The sequence below is a fragment of the Rhodobacteraceae bacterium LMO-JJ12 genome, from assembly GCA_021555075.1.
In the GTDB taxonomy this organism is placed as follows: domain Bacteria; phylum Pseudomonadota; class Alphaproteobacteria; order Rhodobacterales; family Rhodobacteraceae; genus JAKGBX01.
Map to the genome: position 1 here is coordinate 1,230,684 of JAKGBX010000001.1, position 21,346 is coordinate 1,252,029.

A 21,346-nucleotide genomic window follows, 5' to 3' on the forward strand; every position below is an offset into this window, starting at 1 on the left:
CTGAATGACCGTAGCCACCAAGCCCAAGACCGCGCTTAGAATCGCCTTTCAGATGGACCCGATCGGACCGATCAATATTGATGCCGACAGCAGTTTTCGGCTGGCTGAGGAGGCGCAGGCGCGGGGGCATTCGCTGTTTTATTACACGCCCGAGCATTTGTCCTTTCGTGAGGGACGGGTGATGGCGCGGGGATGGCCGCTGGAGGTGCAGCGGGTGAAGGGCGATCATTTCCGTCTGGGTGAGCAGCAAGATGTCGACCTGTCCGAGTTTGATGTCGTCTGGCTGCGTCAGGATCCGCCGTTTGACATGTTCTATATCACCACCACGCATCTGCTTGATCGGATTCACCCGAAAACGCTCGTGGTCAACGATCCGTTCTGGGTGCGCAATTATCCCGAGAAGCTGTTGGTGCTCGATTTCCCTGACCTGACACCGCCAACCACGATTGCGCGTGATCTCGACACTATTCGCGCCTTCAAGGACACCCATGGCGACATCATCCTCAAGCCGCTTTATGGCAATGGCGGCGCCGGGGTGTTTCGTCTGACCGAGACTGACCGCAACCTCAGTTCGCTGCACGAGCTCTTCACCAGCTTTTCACGTGAGCCGCTGATCGCGCAGAAATTCCTGCCCGATGTCAGCAATGGCGACAAGCGGGTGATTTTGGTGGATGGCGAACCGGTCGGCGCAATCAACCGGGTACCGGCGGCGGGCGAGACCCGCTCAAACATGCATGTCGGCGGGCGCCCCGAGAAGATCGGGCTAAGCCAGCGTGATCAGGATATCTGCGCCCGCATTGGCCCGCTTTTGCGCGAAAAGGGCCAGGTGTTTGTCGGTATCGACGTGATTGGCGACTATCTGACCGAAATCAACGTGACCTCGCCGACCGGTATTCAGGAGTTGGAGCGGTTCGACGGTATCAACGTGGCGGCGAAAATCTGGGACGTGATCGAGGCCAAACGCGCATGAGTTTGCGCGCACGTCTGATTAACATCAGCCTGCGATTGTTTGAAAAGCGCCGCCTGCGTCGAACCGAAGCGCCAGAAGAATTGCGCCGGGGGTTTGAGCGCAGCGCGCGGCTGTTGTTTCATGGTCCGCGCGGCAGCCGCTATGAGCCGGAGGCGCTGGCGGGCGTGCCGACCCTGAAGGTCAGCGGTCCGGGGGCGCGCGAAGACAGAGTGCTGCTTTATTTCCATGGTGGCGGCTATGTGATGGGGTCGCCCGCGTCCCACAAGGCGATGCTGGCGCGGTTGTCGGCGTTGACCGGGCGTGTGGCGTGGCTGCCGGATTACCGCAAGGCACCTGAACACCCGTTTCCGGGGGCGATCGAGGATGCGCTGGCCGTCTACACGGCGCTTTGTGATGAGGGCCCGTCGAGCCGGATCGCTATGGGGGGCGACAGTGCGGGGGGCGGGTTGGTCTTGGCGTTGCTGGGCGAAATCTGCGCCCGAGGTTTGCCGCAGCCGGCGGGGACGTTTGCATTTTCACCGCTGACGGACATGACGTTTTCGGGCGAGTCGTTTATTGAGAATGCCCGCGCAGATGTGATGTTGCCGGTGTCGCGGGCGCGCGACATGGAAGAGATGTATCTGGCCGGGGCTGATCCGACAGATCCGCGCGCTTCGCCGCTGTTTGCACGGTTTTCGGGCGCTGGTCCGGTTTGGATTTCTGCGGGGGATAGCGAAATCCTGCTTGATGACACGCGGCGTATGGCGATGCATCTGATTGAACAGGGTGTTGCGGTAACGCAAATTATTGAGCGAGATTTGCCGCATGTCTGGCCAATGTTTCAACGCCTGATGCCAGAGGCGAACGCGACGTTGGATGATCTGGCGGAGTGGATCACTGCTCTTTCAGAGCCATCAGCCGGAAGCTGACCGCTTCGGCGACATGCGGGTGACGCACATCCGATGAGCCGTCAAGATCGGCGATGGTGCGGGCGACGCGCAGCACGCGATGGTAGCCACGCGCCGTTAGCCCCATGCGTTCGGCCACTTTGATCAACAACTCGCGGCCTTGGGAATCGGGGGTGGCGATTTCTTCCAGCAACTCGCCTTCGGCATCGGAGTTGAGTTGCGCTGTTGAAGACTGTGAATAACGGCTCTCTTGGACCTTGCGGGCTGCTGCCACGCGCGCGGCCACTTCGGCTGAGCCTTCGCCCGAGGGTGGCAAATCGAGATCGCTATAGGCCACGGGCGGCACTTCGATGCGCAGATCGAAGCGGTCCATCAGGGGCCCTGAGATGCGGCCCAGATAGTCTTCGCCACATTGTGGGACACGCGCACAGGCGCGGTTTGGGTCGGAAAGATAGCCGCATTTACAAGGGTTTGCGGCGGCGACCAGCATGAATTTACAAGGATAACGCATATGGGCGTTGGCGCGAGAGACCACGATTTCGCCAGTCTCAATCGGTTGGCGCAGGGTTTCCAGAACGGTGCGGGGAAACTCTGGGAATTCGTCCATAAAGAGCACGCCGTTATGTGCGAGGCTGATCTCGCCGGGGCGGGCGGTGCGCCCGCCGCCGACAATGGCGGCCATCGAGGCGGTGTGATGGGGTTCGCGGAACGGGCGTGTGCGCGAGATGCCGCCCTCGTCCAGCAACCCGGAGAGGGAATGGATCATCGAGGTTTCCAACGCTTCGGTCGGGTTGAGCGGTGGCAGGATCGAGGGGATGCGCGCGGCGAGCATGGATTTGCCGGAACCAGGCGAGCCGACCATGATCAAGTGATGGCGTCCGGCAGCTGCGATTTCAAGCGCGCGTTTGGCGCGTTCCTGTCCCTTCACGTCCCGCAGGTCGCGCTGCTGCGGGTCGGCCAGAACTTCACCCGGTTCGGCGGGGGCAAGCGGTGACTGACCGGTAAAGTGGCGCACCACGTCGGACAGGGACTTAGGAGCCAGCACCAGCGCGCCCCCGACCCATGCCGCTTCGGCGCCGGACGCGCGCGGGCAAATCAACGTGCGGTTCTGTTCGGCAGCCGACATGGCGGCGGGCAGGGCGCCGAGCACGGGAACCAGGGAGCCATCGAGCGACAACTCGCCCAGTGCCGTGACCGCCTCGGTTGCATCGCCGGGAATGATTTCGAGCGCGGCCAGAAGTGCGAGGGCGATCGGCAGGTCATAATGGCTGCCCTCTTTGGGCAGGTCGGCGGGCGAGAGATTGACCGTTATGCGTTTTGACGGCAGCGCGATGGAGAGCGAAGAGAGCGCGGTGCGCACCCGGTCGCGTGCTTCGCTGACCGCTTTGTCGGGAAGGCCGACGATAGAGAACGCGGGGAGACCGGGGGTGACGGCGCATTGCACCTCGACAGACCGGGCCACGACGCCCTCAAAGGCGACTGTATAGGCGCGCGAAACCATGACTTCCCCTGAGCCGGACATTAAACTTGGTTAATGTCTAGCGCGCAGATGGTTGATGAATGGTTAACGCGACCTCATCTGCAAGAGCCACACATACGCTGGCTGCATGAAATGGACTGGGCAAGCGGCAATGAGACATGCGTGGGCAGCCATCACGGAAGGTGATTAAACCGTATTGCGCGCCATTGGTCCTGGTCGAAATGAAGTTCGGTGACCGAGAGATTGTCGATCTTGTGCGAGAAGGCCGCAGTGGCCTCAAGTCGGAGCGCCTGTTGCAACTGCGTCAGGATCACGCCGAAATGTGCGACGGCGATGATGTCGGGAGAGGAATGTTCCCTAAAAATTCGGGACACTGCGGCGTTTACGCGGGTGGTGACATCGTTCCAGCTTTCGCCGCGTGGGGGGCGGATATCGCCGGGGTTTTCCCAGAAGGCGCGGGCGTGGGCCTGATCTTCGATTTCGTTGTGGCGTTTGAGTTCCCAATCTCCGAAATGCATTTCGCGCAATTGCCGATCGTGGGGCAGACGTGGGCGACCCTGGGCAATTGCGTCGGCTGTGGCGGTGGCGCGAATAAGGTCTGAGGAAATCACCGGTGCCGTTAGGGGCAGATATTCGGAAAGACGTGCGATCTGGGCCGTGTCGGAGAGATCGGCAGGCAGATCGGACCAGCCGACCATGGATTTTGCGTGCGTCGGCCCATGACGAACCCAGAACAGACGCCTCATGAGGGCGCGCCTTTCAGGATGAGCGGCAGGCCGGCGGTTATTAGAATGACGTGATCGGCCTGGGCGGCAAGCGCCTGATTGAGCTGACCTTGGGCGTTGGCAAATTGTCGCATGAGCGCATTCTCGGCCACGCCTGCAAGCCCGACCTCGTTGGAGACCACCACAACAGGGGCGGGGCGGGCGGCAAGTGCTGCCAGAAGTTCGGCTTGTTCGGCCGCGAGATCATGCTCGGCGAGGAGATGATTTGAGAGCCATAGGGTCGCGCAATCGAGAAGAACAGCGTGATCCTGGGGGGCTTTGCGAAGGGCTTCGGCGAGAGCAAGCGGGGCTTCAACGGTGGTCCAGTCGGGACCGCGAGAGGCACGATGGCGCTCGATCTTGGCCTTCATTTCGCTGTCGTACGCTTGGGCCGTGGCGAGATAGAGCATGGGCAGACCCATGGCATGCACAAGGGATTCGGCGTAGGCCGATTTGCCGCTGGCGATACCGCCGAGAACGAGAGTGAGTTGTGCAGGCATCGCAATGTCCTTATTTGCGCCTTGGGTAGCAGAGGCGAGAAGGCGAGAAAAGCATGGTGCGATGGGTGATGATGATCTGGCTTGGGTTGGCCGGAATGGCGCAGGCAGGCGAGATGCCGAAAGGGATGGCCGAGGCTGATGTGGTTCTCTTGGGGGAAGTGCATGACAACGCGGTTATTCACGCGCGTCAGGCCGAATTTGTGAAACGGATTCGTCCGCGCGCGATGGTGTTTGAGATGCTCACATCCGAGCAGGCGGCCAAGGCGGTGCCAGAGGTGCGCGCGGATAGTGAAATGCTGAAAACCGCGTTGAGCTGGGACGAATCGGGATGGCCTGATTTCTCGATGTATTACCCGGTTTTTGAGGCTGGTGGAGAGGCGCTGTTCCTTGGCGCGGCGGTGCCGCGAAATGAAGCCTATGCGGCGATGGAAAAGGGTGTGCCCGAGAGCTTTGGCGAAGGTGCCGCGCGTTTTGGGTTGACCAGCGCATTGCCGCAAGACGAGCAGGAGGCACGCGAGGCGCTTCAGCATGCGGCCCATTGCGAGGCTTTGCCGAAAGAGATGTTGCCAGTCATGGTTGAATTGCAACGGTTGCGCGATGCTATGTTGGCGCGCACTGTGCTGGAGGCGCTTGAGGCGACAGGCGGGCCTGTCGTGGTGATCACCGGCAATGGCCACGTGCGCAAGGATTGGGGGGTGCCGTCTTTGTTGGAGAAGGCGCAACCCGGTATCAGCATTTTCGCCATGGGGCTTGTTGAGGAAGGTGGTGAAGGGGAGGGCCAGTTTGACGCTGAGGAGAGCTTCCCGCAGGCGGAACGCGAAGACCCGTGTGGGGCGTTTGAGAAGGGGTGACCCCATTGTTTTCACGCTCATAGCCCCGTAACTAGGAAAGTGAGCCGAATGGGGGGCCATGATGACTGCCAAAACGCCTGCTGAAATACCTGCCAAGACACTGGCGGGGAAACGCATCCTGTTGATCATCTCGGGCGGGATTGCGGCCTACAAATGTCTCGATCTGATCCGGCGATTGCGTGAACGTGGCGCATCGGTGACCCCGGTACTGACACGCGGCGCGCAGCAGTTTGTAACCCCGTTGTCGGTGGCTGCATTGGCGGGCGAGAAGGCCTATACCGACCTGTTTGATCTGACAGACGAGGCCGAGATGGGCCATATCCAGCTCAGCCGAGTGGCCGATCTGGTGGTGGTGGCACCGGCGACGGCGAACATTTTGGCCAAGATGGCGGGTGGGCAGGCCGACGATCTGGCCACGACGTTGTTGATGGCCACCGATACGCCCGTGCTGGCCGCACCGGCGATGAATTTGCGGATGTATGAGCACCCGGCAACTCAGCGCAATATCGCGACATTGAAGGGCGATGGCGTGCGGTTTGTCGGGCCGAACGCCGGTGATATGGCGTGCGGTGAGTTCGGACCCGGACGGATGGCCGAACCGCTGGAAATTGTTGCCGCAATTGAAGCTGAATTGAGCGATGGGCCGCTTAAGGGCAAGCGGATTCTGGTGACTTCGGGGCCGACGCATGAGCCGATTGATCCGGTGCGCTATATCGCCAACCGATCGTCGGGGGCGCAGGGCACGGCGATTGCAAATGCCTTGGCGGCGTTGGGGGCCGAGGTTGTTTTTGTCACCGGTCCGGCAGAGGCCGCGCGCCCCAACGGGGTGCAGATAGTTGAGGTGGAAAGTGCCGCCGAGATGTTGGCGGCGGTGGAAGCGGCGCTGCCAGTGGCCGCGGGGGTATTTGCGGCGGCTGTGGCGGATTGGCGGGTGGACGGGGCGGGGACGTCGAAGATCAAGAAGGTGGCGGGGAAATTGCCTGTGCTGGAATTTTCCGAGAACCCGGATATCTTGAAACGTGTTTCGCGGATGGAAAGCGGGCGGCCCGCGTTGGTGGTGGGGTTTGCCGCCGAAACCGACGATGTGATCGTCAATGCAACGACCAAGCGCAAGCGTAAGGGGTGTGACTGGATCGTGGCCAATGATGTCTCGCCCGAGACGGGAATCATGGGCGGGGCGGAGAATGCGGTGCATCTGATTTCGGATGCAGGCGTTGAAGACTGGCCGCGCATGGGCAAGGGCGAGGTAGCCATGCGGCTGGCGGAGCGGATTGCCGAGGCGTTGGGATAAAGAGATTTAGGGCCTCCGGCGGGGATATTTCGAGCAAGATGAAGGGGTTGGCGTGGTTTCCTTGAAGCTGAGTTGGGTTGAGGGGGCGGACCAGAAGGTGGCGCTTCCTTCCTATGAGACGCCGGGTGCGGCGGGTGCGGATGTGCGGGCTAACCTGCCGGATCGGGGGGCTGTCGTTCTCGCACCCGGAGCGAGAGCGTTGATCCCGACGGGGTTGCGCATGGAAATTCCGCTTGGGTTTGAGGTGCAGGTGCGGCCACGTTCGGGGCTGGCGTTGAAGCATGGGATCATGTTGGTGAACAGCCCCGGGACGATTGACAGCGATTATCGCGGTGAGTTGGGGGTGATCATGCTTAATGCCGGGGACGCGGCGTTTGAGATCAGACATGGTGACAGGGTTGCGCAATTGATTGTGGCACCGGTGGTGCAGGCGGCGTTTTCGTTGGTTGACGAGTTGAGCGAGACGGCGCGGGGCGGTGGCGGGTTCGGCTCAACCGGGCGGGGATAGACGGCGGATGCTGCTGGTTATTGGCATTGCGGTGATGATCTGGGTGGTCGGGCGTTTGATGCGCTGGCCCGGGGTCATGGTCTGGGCGTTGATCGCGCTTTTGTGGCTGGCGGTGTTTGTGATGCATTTGGTGCTGCCGACGGGGCATGGCCTGCGCGTGGCGACGGGGGAAAGCCCGGTGCTGTGGGGGATGATCGGGGCCGGGGCGCTGGTGGCGGCGCTCTATGCGCGGGGGCTGAAATGGCTCCGGGCGCGTGCGCCGGAGCAGACGTTCAGTCAGGCAGAAACGCCGGGCGACGCAAAGCCGGGGGCGTTTTCGGAAGGCGAGCTTTCGCGCTATGCCCGCCACATCGTGTTGCGCGAGTTGGGCGGGCCGGGGCAGAAAAAACTTAAAAGTGCCAAGGTGTTGGTGATTGGGGCCGGGGGGCTGGGGTCGCCTGCGCTGCTTTATCTTGCTGCGGCGGGGGTGGGTCGGATCGGGGTCGTGGATGATGATGTGGTCGATGCCAGCAACCTGCAACGGCAAGTCATTCACCGCCAGGACGATATCGGAGACCCCAAGGTGCAATCGGCGATGGAGGCGATGCGCGGGGTGAATCCCTTTGTCGACGTGCGGCCTTATCAGCGGCGATTGAGCGAGGAAATCGTGGGTGAACTGTTCGCCGAGTATGATGTGATCCTTGACGGGACCGACAATTCCGACACCCGATACCTGGTCAACCGGGCCGCCGTGGCGACGGGTAAGCCGTTGATTTCAGGGGCGATTGCGCAATGGGAGGGGCAGCTTTCGGTGTTTGATCCAAAAGCGGGCGCGCCTTGCTATCAATGCGTGTTTCCAGAAGCACCGGCGGCTGGGTTGGCACCGTCTTGTTCGGAGGCCGGAGTCGTTGGGCCGCTGCCGGGGGTGATCGGGGCGATGATGGCGCTGGAGGCGATCAAGTTGATTGCGGGGGCCGGGCATGTTCTGCGTGGTGAAATGATGATTTACGACGGGCTTTGGGGTGAAAGCCGCAAGATCACCGTGAAACGGCGGGCGGATTGTCCGATCTGTGGTGGCGCCGGTTAACCATTTCGCAAGGCGGGGTTAAGACGGCAAACTCTGTGAAAATCGGGGGGAGATCAGCGTGCACACCCCGGCTGCCCGGCGGCTGCCGGGGGAATTGGGATTGCGCGCGCGCCCGAGAGGTTAACCCGGTGTGCGATGTGGTCGCGCGGGCGGATTGTGATGTCAGGCGTGGGGGCTTATGTCTTGGCCAAGCGACATCAGGAGAGACGCATGACCAACCCCTTGCTGCAAGATTGGGATACCCCGTTTGAATTGGCACCGTTTGATCGGATTTCCGACGCGGATTTCGCGCCCGCACTGGAGGCCGCGCTGAAAGCGCATGAGGCGGAAATTGCGGCGATTGCCGACAATGACGCCGCGCCGGGATTTGACAACGTGATCGGCGCGTTGGAGTCGGCGGGGGAAGCGCTCGACAAGGTGTTGGGCGTGTTCTTTACCGTGGCGGGCGCCGACAGCAATCCGAAGCGGGAAGAATTGCAGCGCGAGTTTTCACCCAAGCTGGCCCGGCATTTTGCCGCCGTAACCGCGAACAAGGCGCTGTTCGCGCGGGTCGAGGCGGTGTGGGAGGCGCGCGATACTTTGGGACTGAGCGACGAGCAGGCGCGGGTCTTGATGTTGACCCGGCGCGGATTCGTGCGATCGGGGGCGGCGTTGAGCGGGGCCGAGGACGCGCGGATGAAAGAGATCAAGGCGCGGTTGGCCGAGTTGGGCACGAGCTTTACGCAGAACCTGTTAGCAGATGAGCGCGCGTGGTTCATGGAGCTGGAAGAGGGCGATCTGGAAGGGTTGCCCGAGTTTGTTGTGGAAGCGGCGCGCGAAGCGGGGCGTGAGAAGGGGGCGAAGGGGCCGGTTGTCACGCTGTCGCGTTCATTGATCGTGCCGTTCTTGCAATTCTCGCCGCGCAGGGATTTGCGCGAGAAGGCGTTTGCGGCGTGGGCTGCGCGCGGAGCGAATGGTGGGGCGCATGACAACCGCGCGATTGCGGGCGAGATTCTGGCGCTTCGCGAAGAGCGGGCGAAACTTCTGGGGTATGGCAATTTCGCGCAATTCAAGCTGGAAACCGAGATGGCCAAGACGCCGGACGCGGTGCGTGAATTGTTGATGGCGGTCTGGGAACCGGCCAAGGCACGGGCCGAGGCAGACGGCGCGGTTCTGGAAGACATGATGCATGCGGATGGCGTGAACGGGCAGTTGGAGGCTTGGGATTGGCGCTATTATGCGGCGAAACGGCGCCAGCAGGAACATGATCTGGATGAGGCGGCGCTGAAGCCTTACCTGTCTCTGGACGCGATGATCGAGGCGGCGTTCTCCTGTGCAAACCGGCTGTTCGGGTTGGAGTTCAAGCCGCTGGACGTGTCGCTTTATCATCCCGATTGCCGGGCCTGGGAGGTGACGCGGAACGGCAAGCATGTGGCCGTGTTTATCGGGGATTATTTTGCGCGTGGCAGCAAACGCTCGGGCGCGTGGTGTTCGGCGATGCGTGCGCAGGCGAACTTTCCGCGCGAGCAGGCGCCGGTGGTGATAAATGTGTGCAACTTTGCCAAGGGGAACCCGTGTTTGCTGTCTTATGATGATGCGCGCACGCTGTTTCACGAGTTTGGTCATGCGTTGCACCAGATGTTGAGCGATGTGACGTATGAGAGCGTCAGCGGGACATCGGTGGCGCGCGATTTCGTGGAACTGCCGAGCCAGCTTTTCGAACACTGGCTGGAGGTGCCGGAGGTGTTGCGCGAATTTGCCCGCCATGTTGATACCGGCGAGGCGATGCCGGAGGCGATGCTGGACAAGGTTCTGGGGGCGGCGAATTTCGATCAGGGGTTCCAGACGGTAGAGTTTGTTGCCTCGGCGATGGTCGATCTGGAGTTTCATGATGGGGCGGCGCCCGACGATGTGATGGCGCGCCAGGCGGAGGTTTTGAAGGGGTTGGGCCTGCCGCATGCAATCACGATGCGTCATGCCACTCCGCATTTTGCGCATGTGTTTTCCGGTGATGGTTATTCCTCGGGTTACTATTCTTACATGTGGTCGGAGGTGATGGATGCCGATGCCTTTGCCGCCTTTGAAGAGGCAGGCGGGGCATTTGACGCCGAGATCGCCCGGTCGCTGGAGGATAATATCCTGTCGAGGGGGGGATCGGTGGATGCCGGCGAGCTATACAAACGGTTTCGCGGGCGGCTTCCGGGGGTTGAGGCGCTGCTTGAAGGGCGCGGATTGACCGGGGTGTGAGCGCTATGGGCGCGCATTTTGCGCGCCCATAAAGCATTTGATCAAAGGGAAGGTCGCCTTACGATGAGACCTGTTCGCGCAGGATTGACGAGGTGAGCGAAACCATCAGATAGACCCCTGCAAAGATCAGGAAGGCTAGAATGGTGTTTTCGAAGGACCGGGGATACGACGCCTCCTGAGCCGCGACCGGCATCACCGGAACGGTGAGATAGCGCACCTGCCTGCTGGCTTCGAGCTCGGCTTGCTTGGCGGCTTGCAGGGCGTTTTGCAGGAAGAGATCCGCGGTCATCAGATCGGCCTGGGCCATCTGGATCTGGGCCGAACGCGAGGCCAGCGACGATGCCTTGTCGGTCTGTGCGGTCATGCGATTGTTGAGCGTCGTGAGAAGCGATTTCAAACGGTTGATATCGGCGCGCGCGCCGTCGACCTTGGCGCGGTTCGGGCGTGCGTTGTCAAGCAGGGCGGCGAGTTGAAGTTCCTTCTCGAGGAGTTCGCTTTCATAGGTCGCGATCTGCTGGCGCAGAACGGCCAGTTGCTCGGTCGGGTCGACGCCTTGGGTTTCTTGAAGGCTGACAAGATTTGCCTGGGCTTCTCGGCGTTCGATCTTGGCCTCCTCCAGGCTTTTGAGGGCCGAGGCCATGGCATCTTCGCGCTTCTTGCGTGACAGCTCATCGACCCGCTCTTCGGCAAAGCGCACCAGCAGTTCGGAGAAGTCAAAGGCCATCTTGGGATCGGCGGCGATCACTTCCATACGCACCACGCCTTCGGTCGGATCATAGCCGATTTTGACGGATTTCTTGTAGACCTTGTAGGCCTTTTCGTTCGAGGCATCGGGCGCGAGACGCTGAATCGGGTCGATCTTGGGCGAGCTGAAATGCGCGATAAACCCATGTTCTTCATCAAGCCTGAGCATCGCGTCCTTGGACAGCATGTAGGATTGCACCGCGATGCTGTCCTGACTGGTGGCATAGTTCGAGGGCAAAAGACCGCCCATGCGCCCGCCGCCGCCGCCATCGGCCTGAAGGATCAGGAATTCGGTGTGCGAGGCATACATCGGCGTGGCGATCACGAAGTAATACCAGCCCGCGAGGATCGTGGGAATGAATACGAAAGCCGAAAGCCGGGTGAACAGCAGCGCCAGCTTGCGACGGCGCCGACGCGCGATATCGCGCTGGATATGCATGATTTCGACCTGCCGACGGTCGGCGGGTGTCATCGTGTCAGTCGAGGGCAGGCCGGCTTTCTTGACCTGAACGGTCTGGGGCAGTTGAGTCCGGCCCATGTCGGGGGGCTGGCCGCCGGTGGCCACGGGGAGGCCGCCATCCTTGCCGCCACCCGCGCCGCCGCTTTCACCTGGCACCACGAGTTCGAGCAGGTTGGAGCGCTGAAACGGATCGATTCCGCGTTTGCGCAGTTGGCGCACGGCATCAAAATCAGAGATCGGGGCCAGCCCGTGTTTTTGGGCTACGCGCCGCGCCATGCGCAGTTGGCGTCCGGTGAGACCTTCCCGGCGGATTGCGTCGATATCGGTTTCGGCGGCGGTTTCGCGGGCCGAGGCGATGTCACCAAGCTGGGCGCTGGGCTGTTCCTCAGCCGGGGTGCCGATCTGGGTTTCGGGCGGGTTTTTCGGCGTGTAATCAGTGCGCTTTCGGGGCGGGGCCTTGGGCGCAGGGGCGCTTGGGCGGGTCAGGGTTTCCGGGGTGATCGGTTGGGGGGCGGATTTGGGCCCGGATTTGGGTGCGGGGGCGGCGCGGGGTTTGGCGGTCGAGGCCGGGGCGGCGGAAATGGACGAGCGTTCGGCGGCACTGGAGGGGTGCGCCGTGTTGGCCGCTTGCCTGACACCTTCCGGGGGAGTGGTGCGGCGGATGCGGAACTTTCTAGCCTTGGGTTTGGTAGTCATAGAGCTGTTTTGCCTCTTCCAAGGTGTCAAAAATTTCAAGCTGCCCGTCGATCAGGACCGCGGCGGAGGTGGCGAATTGTTCAAGCACCTGTGGGCTGTGCGAGACAATGACCACCGTGGTGGTGCGCAGACGTTCGCGCAGGATTTCGCCCGCCTTGCGGTTGAACTCGACATCTGTCGAGCCGGGCATGCCTTCGTCGATCAGGTAGATGTCAAAATCGAGGGCCAGCATCAGCGCAAAGGAAAACCGCGACCGCATACCCGATGAATAGGTGCCAAGCGGTTGTTCAAAATATTCGCCCAGGCCGCAGAGCCAGCGGCAATAGGCTTCGACATAATCAGGATCGAGGCCATAGAGGCGGGCGATATAGCGGCTGTTTTCCACGGCCGAATGTTTCGAGATGACGCCGCCCATGAAGCCCAGCGGAAAGGATACGCGGCAGGAGCGACGGATTTCGCCCTCATCAGGTTTTTCGAGGCCCGCCATCATGTTGATAAGAGTGGTTTTCCCAGTACCATTGGGCGCCAGAATGCCCATTGAGCGACCGATATCAACGCGAAAGGATACGCGATCAAGGATGACCTTGCGCTGTGTCCCTGTCCAGAAGGACTTGCTGACGTTTTCAAATACGAGCATCTCAGGCTCCGGTTCTGCTCTCATCACCCTCTTTTAACGGGGTTTTTCCTAAGGCTTGGTTAGCCGATGACTCCGGCATTATGTCGGATCACGGGGTCTTATGACAACGCCATACGTCAAAAATGTGTCGTGAGGTTGAAAAAAATGGACTCTGGCGCAGGGGGCGGCGGGGGTTCACCGGAATGTGAAGTGCGCGGGGAATTGATGAAACGGGCGCAAAAACCAGTCAGGAAAGCCTTTGGAACACCTCGGAAGCGGCTTGGATATGCAGGGGGCGTGAAATCGGGCAAAACCGTTCGAAATTGGTTGCGAACCTGTTGTAATTTCAGACCGGGAAAGTTACCAACTTGGGTCAAGAAGTGGTGCGAAAAAGACCGGGGCATGAACGCGGACAGCGGGCACCGTTGCAGGGCAGAGTTCCGGGGCAGAACAGGGGGGCGACATTTTGCGGATCATTGGGTCGATCATCGTACTGTGTGCGCTTTGGCTGCTGCTTTCGGGTGTCTATAAGCCTTTGGTGATCGGCCTTGGGTTGGTCTCGGTGCTGCTGTCGGTGTTTTTCGCACAACGGATGAACCGCGTTGACGGTTACGTGATGCTGTTGATCCTGCGGCCCGTTCGTTCGGTGCTCTATTTCATCTGGCTTCTTGGTGAAATCGCCAAGGCGACCTGGACGGTGACGCGGGTGATCATGGCGCCCGAAGCAAAGACCCGCCAGCATCTGTTTGCCCTCAAGCAGAGCCAGAAAAGCGATCTGGGGCAGGTGGTTTTTGCCAATTCGATCACGCTGACGCCGGGTACGATCACGGTCGAGACCGAGCCGGACCGCTTTATCGTGCATGCGCTGTGTTTTAGCCCGAGCGACGTTGAAGATCTGCGCGATATGGATCGCCGGGTGAGCAAGCTTGAACGCGAAGGGGGCGAGGGCTGATGTTTGTGCTGGCGACCATCGCGATCTTTGTGGGCATGATTTTTGTGATGATCCGGGCGTTTTCAGGGCCGACGATGTATGACCGCGTGTTAGCGGTGAACCTGTTTGGTACTCATACCGTGTTGCTGATCGGGGTGATGGGGTTCTTGTTTGGGCGGCCCGACTTTCTTGATATCGCACTGCTCTATGCGCTGATCAACTTTGTCGGCACCATCGCCGTTCTGAAGTTTTTCCGCTATCGCGCGATTGGTGATGTTACCCAGGTGTCTGATCGTGTGCCTGCGAAAAGCACAGGTGCCGAGACCGGGGGCGGGGCATGAGCATGGATATGATCACGGGGGCATTGATCGTTGAGGCGTTGAGCTGGATCTGCATCGTGTCGGGGGCGTTCTTTGTTGTGGTGGGGGCGTTTGGCAGCTGGCGGCTGGAGGATTTCTGGGCGCGGTTGCATGCGGCATCGGTGACAGATTCGGGTGGTGTCATCTTGTTGACCGTTGGTATGTGTCTTCAGGCCGGGCTTTCACTTGTAACGGTCAAGTTGTTGATCATAGGGATTTTCCTGTTCATTACCGGACCGACGGCAACCCATGCCGTGGCCAATGCCGCGTTGGTCTCGGGGTTGCGGCCGCGGGTGGCCAAGGGGTTGGTTGCAGCCGAGCCTGCGCCGTTGATCGCGTCGGATGTGCCCGAGGATGACGACGATCACGAGGAAAATGACGGCGATTATCAGAAGGCGGACAAGTCATAGATACCTTTATTGATATCTCGCTGTTCACCATGCTTGTGCTGACAGCTTTCGCCATCACGCGAACTAACCGGCTGTTTTCCTCGGTGATGTTGGCGGGGATGTTCAGCCTGTTGTCGGCGCTGTTGTTTGTCGTGCTCGATGCGGTCGATGTGGCGTTTACCGAGGCGGCGGTGGGCGCAGGGATCTCGACTGTTTTGATGTTGAGCACGCTGGCACTGACCAGTCGGGTCGAGAAGCCATCGCGCCGCCCGCCGTGGATTCCGCTTTTCGTGGTCGGGATGACCGGTGCGGTGCTGATCTATGGTACGCTGGACATGCCGAATTTCGGCTCACACACAGCGCCGCCGCAGACCCATGTTTCGCCCGAATATCTGAGCCAAAGCCCCGAAGATATTGGCGTGCCGAACGTTGTGACGGCGGTTTTGGCCAGCTATCGCGGCTATGACACTCTGGGCGAGGTGGCGGTTGTATTTACGGCGGGGATTGGCGTGTTGATGTTGATCAGCGGGTTGAAACGTCGGCGACGCAGGCGCCCGGAAGGTGACAAGAGGGAGGACGCGTAATGGGGTCACACCATCTCATCTTGCGGATCGTGACCAAGTTTCTGGTCTCCACAATCATCTTGTTCGGGCTTTATGTGCAGTTTCACGGCGATTATTCGCCAGGCGGGGGCTTTCAGGCCGGGGTGATCTTTGCCGTGGCGTTCATCCTTTACGGCGTTGTCTTCTCGCTGCGCCAGGCCAAGCAGGTGTTTCCGCCGTGGCTGGTGCACAAGCTGATGGCGCTGGGCGTGTTGATCTATGCGGGGACCGGCGTTGTCAGCATGCTTTTGGGGTATGAATTTCTCAACTATGGCGCGTTCACGCAGGATCATCCGTCGCACGGCCAGCATTGGGGCATTCTGGTAATTGAGCTGGGGGTTGGGGTGACGGTGACCGGGGTGATGGTGGCAATCTATTATGCCTTTGCCGCGCGCCCGCCGCGCATCAGTGATGAGGAGTGGTGATGGCAGTTGATTGGGTTGAATATGTCATTGGCCATCTGAATTATTGGCTGTTCACGACTTTGATGATGACCGGGCTGTATATCGTTGTGGCCAAAGGGAATTTCGTCAAGAAGATCATCGGGCTGAACATTTTTCAGACCAGTGTTTTCATGCTCTATATCTCGATGGGCAAAGTCACGGGCGGCACCGCGCCGATCTTTCCGCTGGACATGAATATTGACCCGAATGTGGTCTATTCCAACCCGCTGCCGCATGTTCTTATCCTGACCGCGATTGTGGTGGGGATTGCGACGACATCTCTGGGATTGGCGTTGATTGTGCGGATCCGTGAGGAGTTTGGCACCATCGAGGAGGAAGACATCCTTCTGATCGAAACCGCGATGAGCGCCGAGGAAACCCGGCTGCATGGCGGCACTATGGGCGGGCGGGCATAATGGCGACTGAAACGCTGGCAGGAGCGGCCCAGGACGCGGGCCATCAAGCGGCGGCGCATGTGGCGCTTGGCCTTGTCGATCAATTGCCATTGCTGTTGGTTTTGGCGCCGTTTTGCGCGGCCCCTTTGATTGTGCTGATTGGTGTGCGTCGGCTTTCATGGGCGTTGGCTTATGGTGCGGTGACGGCCTCGTTTGTCATGTCGATCTTTGTTTTGATGCGGGTGATCGGCGGCGATGTGATTTCGTATCATCTTGGCGGCTGGGCTCCGCCTCTTGGCATTGAATACCGGGTGGATTCGGCCAATGCCTTTGTGCTTTTCCTTGTCACGGGGATTGCCACGGTGGTGATGCCCTATGCGCGGGTGAGCATTCTGGCCGAGATGGGCGAACGTCACCTGACGCTGTTTTATGCGTGTTTCCTTTTGTGTTTCACTGGTCTTTTGGGTGTGGCCATTACGGGCGATGCCTTCAATGTCTTTGTTTTCCTGGAAGTTTCGTCGCTTTCGACCTATGTCTTGATCGCGGCAGGGGCCGAGCGCGACCGCCGCGCGCTGACCGCTGCTTATGATTATCTGATCATGGGGACCATCGGTGCGACGTTCTTCGTGATCGGTCTTGGTCTGCTCTATATGGCGACCGGCACGCTGAACATGGCCGATATCGCCGACCGGATCGCGGATCAGACCGGCAACCGCACGGTGCGCGCGGCGTTTGCCTTTATCGTGGTGGGTATTGGGCTCAAAGCCGCCATCTATCCGCTGCATCTTTGGTTGCCCAACGCCTATACTTATGCGCCAAGCGCCGTGACCGTGTTTCTGGCGGCGACGGCGACCAAAGTGGCGATTTATGTGCTGATGCGGTTCATGTTTTCGGTGTTTCAGCCGGAATACCTGTTTGAGGTCAAGACGCTGGAATTCATCATCCTGCCGCTGGCCATTCTGGCAATGTTTGCCGCGTCGCTTATCGCGGTATTCCAGACCGATCTCAAACGCTTGCTGGCGTATTCCAGTCTGGCGCAGATCGGCTATATGCTGCTTGGCATCGGCCTGCTCAGCGAGACCGGGCTTACCGCCGCCATTGCGCATCTGTTCAATCACGGGATCACCAAGGCGGCCCTGTTCATGGGGGTTGGTGCGCTTGTGCTGCGCTATGGCAATTCGTTCTGCGACCGGATCGCGGGGGCGGGCAAAACCATGCCTTGGACTTCGGCTGCGATGGTGATCGGGGGATTGAGCCTGATCGGGGTGCCGGGGACCGCCGGGTTTGTTTCAAAATGGGTGTTGGTGCAGGCGGCACTTGAGGCCGGATGGTGGCCGCTGGCCATTCTGATCGTGTTCTCGTCGCTTTTGGCGGTGATCTACGTCTGGAAGATGGTCGAGGCGCTTTATCTCAGCCAGCCAGCCGAGGATATCGTGGTGCATGAAGCGCCGATGGCGATGCTGGTGCCGCTGTGGATCATGGCGGGCGCTTGTATCTGGTTCGGGCTGGACACCGATCTGACGCTGGGCGCGTCGATCAGCGCCGCGAAGGGATTGATTGAGGGGTCTGCAGGCATGGCCGATGTGGCCGGATTGGTGGTGCGGTGATGGAAACCTGGGTCGCCATAACGCTTTCGATTTTGATCCCTTTTGCGGCGATGGTGAGCAACATGGTGTTGCGCGGGCGTGCCAACCTGCGCGACAGCATGACGCTGTTGGCGGCGGTGCTGACGTTCCTTTGCGTGCTGGTGGTGTTGTTCAACGAGGGTAACGGCACCAGCGAGGTCATGCTTTTGGGCGAGGTGATGCCGGGGATCGACATTGCCTTTCATGTTGAACCTTTGGGCCTGCTGTTTGCGCTGGTGGCCAGTGGGCTTTGGATTCTGACGCATCTTTATGGCATCGGCTATATGCGCGGGAACAACGAGAAGGACCATGCGCGGTTCTTCGCGTCATTCTCATTGGCGATTGCGAGTGTCATGGGGCTGGCCTTTTCGGCCAATATGTTCACGCTGTTCCTGTTTTACGAAATCCTGACGATTTCGACCTATCCGTTGGTCGCACACAAGGGCACGCCCGAGGCGATCAAGGGCGCGCGCACCTATCTGGGTATCCTGATGGGCACGTCGATCGGTCTGTTGCTGGTGGCGGTGATTTGGACCTGGTCGCTGGCCGGGACGTTGGATTTCCGTCTTGGCGGTATTCTGGAAGGGCATGTTTCCGGCATCTTGGTGCCGATTTTGTTGGGGCTTTATGCCTTTGGGATCGGCAAGGCGGCGTTGATGCCGTTTCACCGATGGTTGCCCGCTGCGATGGTGGCGCCGACGCCGGTATCGGCGCTGCTGCACGCGGTTGCGGTGGTCAAGGCCGGGGTGTTCACCATATTGAAGGTGGGCGTTTACATCTTTGGCATCGACTTTCTGGCCGAGACGGGCGCGAGCGAATGGTTGATGTGGGTGGCGGCCTTTACGATTGTCGCGGCGTCGATTGTGGCGCTGACCAAGGATAACCTGAAGGCGCGGCTGGCCTATTCGACGGTTTCACAGCTCTCCTACATCACGTTGGGCATGGCCTTGGCCACGTCGATGGGCGTGATCGGGGGCGGTATGCATATCGCGATGCACGCGATGGGCAAGATCACCTTGTTCATGTGCGCCGGGTCGATCTATGTCGCGACGCACAAGACCGATATCAGCCAGATGACCGGGCTGGGACGGGCGATGCCGGTGACGTTTATCGCTTTCCTGATTGGCGCGCTCAGCATCATCGGCTTGCCGCCGATGGGCGGGTCGTGGAGCAAATGGCTGTTGATCATGGCGGCGGCCGATACGCAGCAATGGGTGATGATCGGGGTCTTGATGCTCTCATCCTTGCTCAACGTCGCCTATTTGTTGCCGGTGGTGGGCAAGGGGTTTTTCCTCAAAGGGAAAGAGGCGCATGACGGCTGGGGCGAGGCGGGCACGTTGGTCTGGTTGCCGCCTGCGATTACCGCGTTTGGCTGTCTGGTGCTGTTTTTCTATGCCGGGGCGATACAGGAATTTCTGATGCCGCTGGTGGCGAAATGACGGGGGCAGACATGAGCGAGAAACCGAAAGAAGATACCAGCCGCTTCCCCATTCTCGGGCGAATGTTCTTGTGGACCGACAACCCCAAGGCCGTGAACCGGTTGGTTTATACGATCTATACGGTCTGTGCGGCGCTGTTTCTGGCGGATTTCTTTTATCACAAGCATGTCTACTTTCCGATTGAGAACGTGCCAGGGTTTTACGCGCTCTATGGCTTTATCATGTGCGCGCTTTTGGTGATCTGTGCCAAGGGGTTGCGGTATTTTCTCAAGCGGGACGAGGATTACTATGCGCCTTATGATGTGGAATCCGAGGCTTATCCCGAGGATCAGCTTGGAAAGGTGAACCACGATGGCTGAGGTGATCCTTCCTCCTGCATTTCTGTTCTTTGCCGCGGCGATCCTGTTGCCCGGCTTGCCGATGTTGTTGCGCAACCTGCTGCTTTTAACGGTGCCGCTTGTGTCGGGGTGGATCGTTTGGAACCTGCCTGGAGGATTGCTTGTGCAGGTGGGGTTCTTCGGCTTTGAGCTTGAGCTTTTGCGGGTCGATCCGCTGGCGCGGATTTTCGGGCTGATCTTTAGTCTGGCGGCGTTTTTGGGCAATCTTTACGCGTGGCATGTGCGCGATACGGTGCAACAGGTCGCGGCACTTCTCTATGCAGGGGCGGCGATTGGCGCGGTGTTTGCCGGTGATCTGATCACGCTGTTCTTCTATTGGGAAGGTACGGCGGTTGCGAGTGTGTTCCTGATTTGGGCGCGGCGCACGGAAGGGGCGTATCACACGGGTATGCGCTATCTGATCGTGCAGATCGCTTCGGGGGTCTTGTTGCTGGCGGGGGCGATTGTGCTTTACCGCGAAACCGGGGCTTTGGCGTTTGAGCGGATGGAGCTTGGATCGCTGGGCACATGGTTGATCTTTATCGCGTTTGGCATGAAATGCGCCTTTCCGTTGCTGCACAACTGGTTGCAGGATGCTTATCCGGCGGCGACTGTCACCGGCACGGTGATCCTTTCGGCCTTTACTACCAAACTGGCGGTTTATGCCCTGGCGCGTGGGTTCGCAGGGACCGAGATGCTGATCTATATCGGCGCGGTGATGACCCTGTTCCCGATTTTCTATGCGGTGATCGAAAATGATTTGCGCCGGGTTCTGGCTTATTCGCTCAACAACCAGTTGGGCTTTATGGTGGTGGGCATCGGGATTGGCACCGAGCTGGCGCTGAATGGCACGGCGGCACATGCGTTTGCGCATATCCTCTATAAGGCGTTGTTGTTTATGAGCGTGGGCGCGGTGTTGTTCCGCACTGGCACCGCCAAGGGCTCGGAACTGGGCGGGCTTTACAAGACCATGCCGCTCACCATGATTTTCTGTGTTATTGGGGCGGCGTCGATTTCGGCCTTTCCGCTGTTTTCCGGGTTTGTCACCAAGTCGCTGATCCTGTCGGCCTCGGCCAAGGAGCAATATTATGTGATCTGGGCGATCTTGCTGTTTGCTTCGGCCGGGGTGTTTCACCATTCAGGCATCAAGATACCGTATTTCGCGTTCTTTGCGCATGACAGCGGTTTGCGGCCCAAGGAAGCGCCCTGGAACATGCTTCTGGCGATGGGGATCACGGCGTTTTTCTGTATTGCCGTTGGCGTTTATCCCGCGCCACTTTATGCGCTCTTGCCGTATGATGTGGCGTATGAGTCTTATACGACGACCCATGTTGTCACGCAGTTGCAGCTTTTGATGTTCTCGGCACTGGCCTTTACCGTTTTGATGCGGACAGGGATTTATCCGCCCGAATTGAAATCGGTTAACCTTGATACAGATTGGACTTATCGCAAGGCCGGGCCTGTGGCTCTGCGCTATCTTCATGCGGCGTGGCAGGCGAGCGCGGCGTATCTCATTGGTCTGATTAGTGGATGGGCGATGGGGATTTTCCGACGCTTCCAATTCTCCACCGGACCGGAAGGGCGACTGGCGCAGTCTTGGCCCACGGGTGCGATGGTGATCTGGATCGCGATCCTGTTGGGCGTGACGATGATGGTGAATTTCCTGAGCTGACAGGCCGCACGTCAGCGGGTTGCGATGACCAGCGTTGGCCGGTCATCGCCTCTGG

Annotated in this window: 22 protein-coding genes; 17 read left to right on the forward strand and 5 right to left on the reverse strand. The window is 59.9% G+C overall.

Annotated features, from left to right (window positions below; all coding sequences use genetic code 11):
* Window positions 1-4 precede the first annotated feature (4 nt).
* Together gshB and LZG00_05915 are read left to right on the forward strand one after the other, a co-directional pair.
* The gene (gene gshB / locus LZG00_05910; protein MCF3593529.1) at window positions 5-970 is read left to right on the forward strand and encodes a glutathione synthase; all 966 of its coding nucleotides are present in this window, start codon (window positions 5-7) and stop codon (window positions 968-970) included.
* Window positions 967-1,878 (forward strand): alpha/beta hydrolase, encoded by a 912-nt coding sequence (locus tag LZG00_05915; GenBank protein MCF3593530.1) that lies wholly within the window; start codon window positions 967-969, stop codon window positions 1,876-1,878. The genes gshB and LZG00_05915 overlap by 4 nt, the downstream gene beginning before the upstream one ends.
* Here the strand turns inward: LZG00_05915 and LZG00_05920 are convergent.
* The 3 genes from LZG00_05920 to cobU all read right to left on the reverse strand — a co-directional run bounded on the left by LZG00_05920 (window position 1,844) and on the right by cobU (window position 4,601).
* Window positions 1,844-3,358 carry a YifB family Mg chelatase-like AAA ATPase gene (locus LZG00_05920; protein ID MCF3593531.1) on the reverse strand — a complete coding sequence of 505 codons (1,515 nt, stop codon included), beginning with the start codon at window positions 3,356-3,358 and terminating at the stop codon, window positions 1,844-1,846. The genes LZG00_05915 and LZG00_05920 overlap by 35 nt on opposite strands.
* Window positions 3,359-3,510: 152 nt before the next feature.
* The gene (locus LZG00_05925; GenBank protein MCF3593532.1) at window positions 3,511-4,083 is read right to left on the reverse strand and encodes a histidine phosphatase family protein; all 573 of its coding nucleotides are present in this window, start codon (window positions 4,081-4,083) and stop codon (window positions 3,511-3,513) included.
* Entirely contained in the window at window positions 4,080-4,601 is a 522-nt protein-coding gene (cobU, locus tag LZG00_05930; protein MCF3593533.1) for a bifunctional adenosylcobinamide kinase/adenosylcobinamide-phosphate guanylyltransferase, read from the reverse strand. The genes LZG00_05925 and cobU overlap by 4 nt, the downstream gene beginning before the upstream one ends.
* A gap of 53 nt (window positions 4,602-4,654) precedes the next feature.
* Between cobU and LZG00_05935 the strand changes: the two genes are divergently transcribed.
* The 5 genes from LZG00_05935 (at window position 4,655) to LZG00_05955 (ending at window position 10,543) form a co-directional block, all read left to right on the forward strand.
* Window positions 4,655-5,452, forward strand: coding sequence for a ChaN family lipoprotein (locus tag LZG00_05935; protein ID MCF3593534.1), 798 nt, complete (start codon window positions 4,655-4,657; stop codon window positions 5,450-5,452).
* Window positions 5,453-5,510: 58 nt separating this feature from the next.
* Window positions 5,511-6,743, forward strand: a complete 1,233-nt coding sequence (gene coaBC, locus LZG00_05940) for a bifunctional phosphopantothenoylcysteine decarboxylase/phosphopantothenate--cysteine ligase CoaBC (protein MCF3593535.1) — start codon at window positions 5,511-5,513, stop codon at window positions 6,741-6,743.
* A 52-nt stretch (window positions 6,744-6,795) separates the two neighbouring features.
* On the forward strand, window positions 6,796-7,251 hold the full coding sequence (dut, locus tag LZG00_05945; GenBank protein ID MCF3593536.1) for a dUTP diphosphatase: 456 nt from the start codon (window positions 6,796-6,798) through the stop codon (window positions 7,249-7,251).
* A 7-nt stretch (window positions 7,252-7,258) separates the two neighbouring features.
* Complete coding sequence (gene moeB / locus LZG00_05950) at window positions 7,259-8,317, forward strand: molybdopterin-synthase adenylyltransferase MoeB (protein MCF3593537.1); 1,059 nt, start codon at window positions 7,259-7,261, stop codon at window positions 8,315-8,317.
* Window positions 8,318-8,527: 210 nt separating this feature from the next.
* Entirely contained in the window at window positions 8,528-10,543 is a 2,016-nt protein-coding gene (locus LZG00_05955; protein ID MCF3593538.1) for a M3 family metallopeptidase, read from the forward strand.
* Window positions 10,544-10,601: 58 nt separating this feature from the next.
* On the opposite strand, the gene LZG00_05960 is transcribed toward LZG00_05955, so the two are convergent.
* A complete protein-coding gene (locus LZG00_05960; GenBank protein MCF3593539.1) occupies window positions 10,602-12,443 on the reverse strand; it encodes a capsule biosynthesis protein in 1,842 nt (613 codons plus the stop codon).
* A complete protein-coding gene (locus LZG00_05965; protein MCF3593540.1) occupies window positions 12,421-13,080 on the reverse strand; it encodes an ATP-binding cassette domain-containing protein in 660 nt (219 codons plus the stop codon). Before LZG00_05965 ends, LZG00_05960 begins: the two co-directional genes overlap by 23 nt.
* A gap of 445 nt (window positions 13,081-13,525) precedes the next feature.
* Between LZG00_05965 and LZG00_05970 the strand changes: the two genes are divergently transcribed.
* From LZG00_05970 to LZG00_06015, 10 genes are read left to right on the forward strand one after another with little or no spacing between them, the layout of a single operon-like run.
* On the forward strand, window positions 13,526-14,011 hold the full coding sequence (locus LZG00_05970; GenBank protein MCF3593541.1) for a Na+/H+ antiporter subunit E: 486 nt from the start codon (window positions 13,526-13,528) through the stop codon (window positions 14,009-14,011).
* Window positions 14,011-14,331 (forward strand): monovalent cation/H+ antiporter complex subunit F, encoded by a 321-nt coding sequence (locus LZG00_05975; GenBank protein MCF3593542.1) that lies wholly within the window; start codon window positions 14,011-14,013, stop codon window positions 14,329-14,331. Before LZG00_05970 ends, LZG00_05975 begins: the two co-directional genes overlap by 1 nt.
* Entirely contained in the window at window positions 14,328-14,759 is a 432-nt protein-coding gene (mnhG, locus tag LZG00_05980) for a monovalent cation/H(+) antiporter subunit G (protein ID MCF3593543.1), read from the forward strand. Before LZG00_05975 ends, mnhG begins: the two co-directional genes overlap by 4 nt.
* 29 nt (window positions 14,760-14,788) lie before the next feature.
* A complete protein-coding gene (locus LZG00_05985; GenBank protein ID MCF3593544.1) occupies window positions 14,789-15,322 on the forward strand; it encodes a DUF4040 domain-containing protein in 534 nt (177 codons plus the stop codon).
* Entirely contained in the window at window positions 15,322-15,765 is a 444-nt protein-coding gene (locus tag LZG00_05990; GenBank protein MCF3593545.1) for a Na(+)/H(+) antiporter subunit B, read from the forward strand. The genes LZG00_05985 and LZG00_05990 overlap by 1 nt, the downstream gene beginning before the upstream one ends.
* Window positions 15,765-16,199, forward strand: coding sequence for a cation:proton antiporter subunit C (locus LZG00_05995; protein ID MCF3593546.1), 435 nt, complete (start codon window positions 15,765-15,767; stop codon window positions 16,197-16,199). The genes LZG00_05990 and LZG00_05995 overlap by 1 nt, the downstream gene beginning before the upstream one ends.
* Entirely contained in the window at window positions 16,199-17,785 is a 1,587-nt protein-coding gene (locus LZG00_06000; protein ID MCF3593547.1) for a monovalent cation/H+ antiporter subunit D family protein, read from the forward strand. The genes LZG00_05995 and LZG00_06000 overlap by 1 nt, the downstream gene beginning before the upstream one ends.
* A complete protein-coding gene (locus LZG00_06005; protein MCF3593548.1) occupies window positions 17,785-19,242 on the forward strand; it encodes a monovalent cation/H+ antiporter subunit D family protein in 1,458 nt (485 codons plus the stop codon). Before LZG00_06000 ends, LZG00_06005 begins: the two co-directional genes overlap by 1 nt.
* Window positions 19,243-19,253: 11 nt before the next feature.
* On the forward strand, window positions 19,254-19,601 hold the full coding sequence (locus LZG00_06010; protein MCF3593549.1) for a hypothetical protein: 348 nt from the start codon (window positions 19,254-19,256) through the stop codon (window positions 19,599-19,601).
* Window positions 19,594-21,291 carry a Na(+)/H(+) antiporter subunit D gene (locus LZG00_06015; protein ID MCF3593550.1) on the forward strand — a complete coding sequence of 566 codons (1,698 nt, stop codon included), beginning with the start codon at window positions 19,594-19,596 and terminating at the stop codon, window positions 21,289-21,291. Before LZG00_06010 ends, LZG00_06015 begins: the two co-directional genes overlap by 8 nt.
* Window positions 21,292-21,346 lie beyond the last annotated feature (55 nt).